Here is a 2,412-nt window from a genome sequence, read left to right as displayed (position 1 = left end):
GATGCTGTCGCGGATCTCGCCGGAGTTGGTCGCCGCCGTCGCGAACGAAGCCAGCTAGGTCCGGAAGCTCAGGCCGCACAGCATGATGAAGCTCTGGGACCGGGCCGAGCAGACCCTTTCCGCAGCATTCGATCAATTGCGCCGAGGAAGTCATCGTCTACCTGATGATCTGGGCCATCATGATCGTTTCGAGCGGGCTCGTTCGCGCCGACGGCCATGTACGGCCCGACCTGGTGCTCGCCATCGCGCCCGACCGGGTCAAGCGGTGGATGGAGGCGTTCAACAGCCTTGCCGCGATCGTGTTCTGCGCGGGGCTCGGCTGGTACGGCTGGGAGGTGGTGGCGACCGCACGCCTGATCGACGAGCGCAGCGCGAGCGACCTGCGGTTTCCGATGTGGCTCTATTATGCCGCGCTGCCGGCGGGCAGCGCGCTGATGCTGGTACGCTATGTCATGCGCCTGGCCGGTCTCGTCGGCACCTCGCGCTGGCGCGCCATGCTCCCGCGGCATCCGGGCGCGGCGGAGCGGCCGGGCATCGAAGAGCCCATGCGATGACGAGCTTTCTTCCTTTGTTTGCCGGATTGCTGGCGGCCGGCATGCCGGTATTCCTGGTGCTCGGGCTCTGCGCCGGCGCGATGTTCGCCCTCTCCGGCCAGCCGCTGGTCGGGCTCGCTCAGCTCATCGTCAACGAGCTCAACTCGCCGACGTTAATGGCGCTACCGCTGTTCGTGATGGCGGCCGCCTTCATGCGGTCCGGCGGGATCGCCAAGGCGCTGGTCGATCTCGCCGCCGCTTGGCTCGGCGGACTGCCGGGATCGCTCGGGCTCGTCACCGTGGTGGCTTGCACGCTGTTCGCCGCGATCTGCGGCTCCAGCGTCGCCACCGCCCTCGCGATGGGCACGATCCTGATCCCGGCGATGCTCGAGCGCGGCTATCCGCGCTCCTTCGTGCTCGGCGTCGTTGGCGCGTCCGGCACGATCGGCATCGTCATTCCGCCGAGTCTGCCGCTGATCCTGTACGGCATCGTCGCCGAGCAATCGGTGCCGCGGCTGTTCCTCGCCGGCGTGCTGCCCGGATTGCTGCAGGCGGCCGTGTTCTTCCTCTGGGTGCTGTACGAGGCCCGGCGCCGCAAGTTTCCGGTCGAGCCGATGCTGCCGTTGGTCGAGCGCATCGAGGTGACGCTTCGGGCGCTGCCGGCATTGCTCGTGCCGCTCGTCGTCATGGTCGGCATCTATGGCGGCTTCGTCACGGTGACCGAGGCCGCGGCGCTGTCGGCGGTGGTAGCACTCGGCGTCTCCGTCGTCCGCTACCGCGGCTTCCACTGGACCGAAACGCTATCGGTCGTAGCGAGCGGGCTGCGCAGTGCGGCCTCGATCATGCTGATCATCGCCACCGCGCTCGCGGTCGGGCATTGGCTGACCGAATCCGGCCTGCCCGCGCGCCTGGTGCAGTTCCTGCTCGATCGCCACACCGCGACCTGGCAATTCATGCTCGCCATCAACGGACTCCTCCTGGTGCTGGGCTGCTTCCTGGAGGTCACCGCGACCCTGCTCCTCGTCCTGCCGATCCTCGCGCCTGCGCTCGGCCCGATGGGTGTCAATCCCGTGCATTTCTCGATCGTCTTCACCCACAACATGGAGATCGGGCTGGTTCACCCACCGGTCGGCCTCAATCTTTTCGTACTGTCGTCGATCGCGGCAGCCCCGATGCGCGAGGCGATCCGGGGCATCCTGCCTTTCGTCGCCCTGCTGCTTATCGTGCTCGCCGTCGTCATCTTCGTACCCAGCCTGACGCTTTGGCTTCCCGGCGCAATCCTCGGGCGGTGACGATCGACGACCATCTTTCATCCGTTGATATTTGATGCAAGAGGAGATTAACTCATGTCTCGCGTTCGATTGTCCCTGTTCCTTGCCTTGCTCGCGATCCTTCCGATGGCGGCCCACGGCCAGTCGGCGTCGCCGTCTGATGATTGGCTCGACGACCTGCGGCTCGGCGGCCATGTCATCGTGTTCCGTCACGGCGCAACGACCCAGGCGAAAGCCGACCCGATGAGCAATCCCATGGGCAGGAAGAACGACGCCGAGCGCCAGCTCACCGACCAGGGGCGCGCGCAAGCCGAGGCGATCGGCGAGGCGATGCGCAGGCTCAAGATTCCTGTCGCCATGGTCCTGACCAGCACCTTGCAGCGCGCCGCCACCGTTCAGGCCGACGCGTGGAGCAGGCTGGCGCAATCCCAGCACTAGCGATCTGGTGCAGACATGGCGGCGATCACAGCTTGACGCGCACTCACGTCGCGTTGAAGCATCGTGAGCGGACGTCCCCTTTAAACGAGGAGAAGCCCTACGCATCTTGCGCGTGGAGGCCAACTGCCATGGCTTCGTTGAAAGGAGACCATCGATGTCCAGGATCATCA

General features: G+C 66.0%; 2 protein-coding genes and 1 pseudogene. All 3 read left to right on the top strand.

The annotated features are described in order from the left end of the window. Positions 1-119: 119 nt before the first annotated feature. A pseudogene (locus JOY90_RS39720) lies at positions 120-554 on the top strand (TRAP transporter small permease); the annotation flags it as partial. Further along, entirely contained in the window at positions 551-1,825 is a 1,275-nt protein-coding gene (locus JOY90_RS39715; protein WP_291696535.1) for a TRAP transporter large permease, read from the top strand. The pseudogene JOY90_RS39720 and the gene JOY90_RS39715, both read left to right, overlap by 4 nt. A 54-nt stretch (positions 1,826-1,879) precedes the next feature. After that, positions 1,880-2,242, top strand: a complete 363-nt coding sequence (locus tag JOY90_RS39710; RefSeq protein ID WP_291696534.1) for a histidine phosphatase family protein — start codon at positions 1,880-1,882, stop codon at positions 2,240-2,242. The last annotated feature ends 170 nt before the right edge of the window (positions 2,243-2,412 follow it).

The sequence above is a fragment of the Bradyrhizobium sp. genome (assembly GCF_019242285.1).
Taxonomy (GTDB): Bacteria; Pseudomonadota; Alphaproteobacteria; order Rhizobiales; family Xanthobacteraceae; genus Bradyrhizobium.
This window is presented reverse-complemented; position numbering and strand designations above follow the sequence as displayed.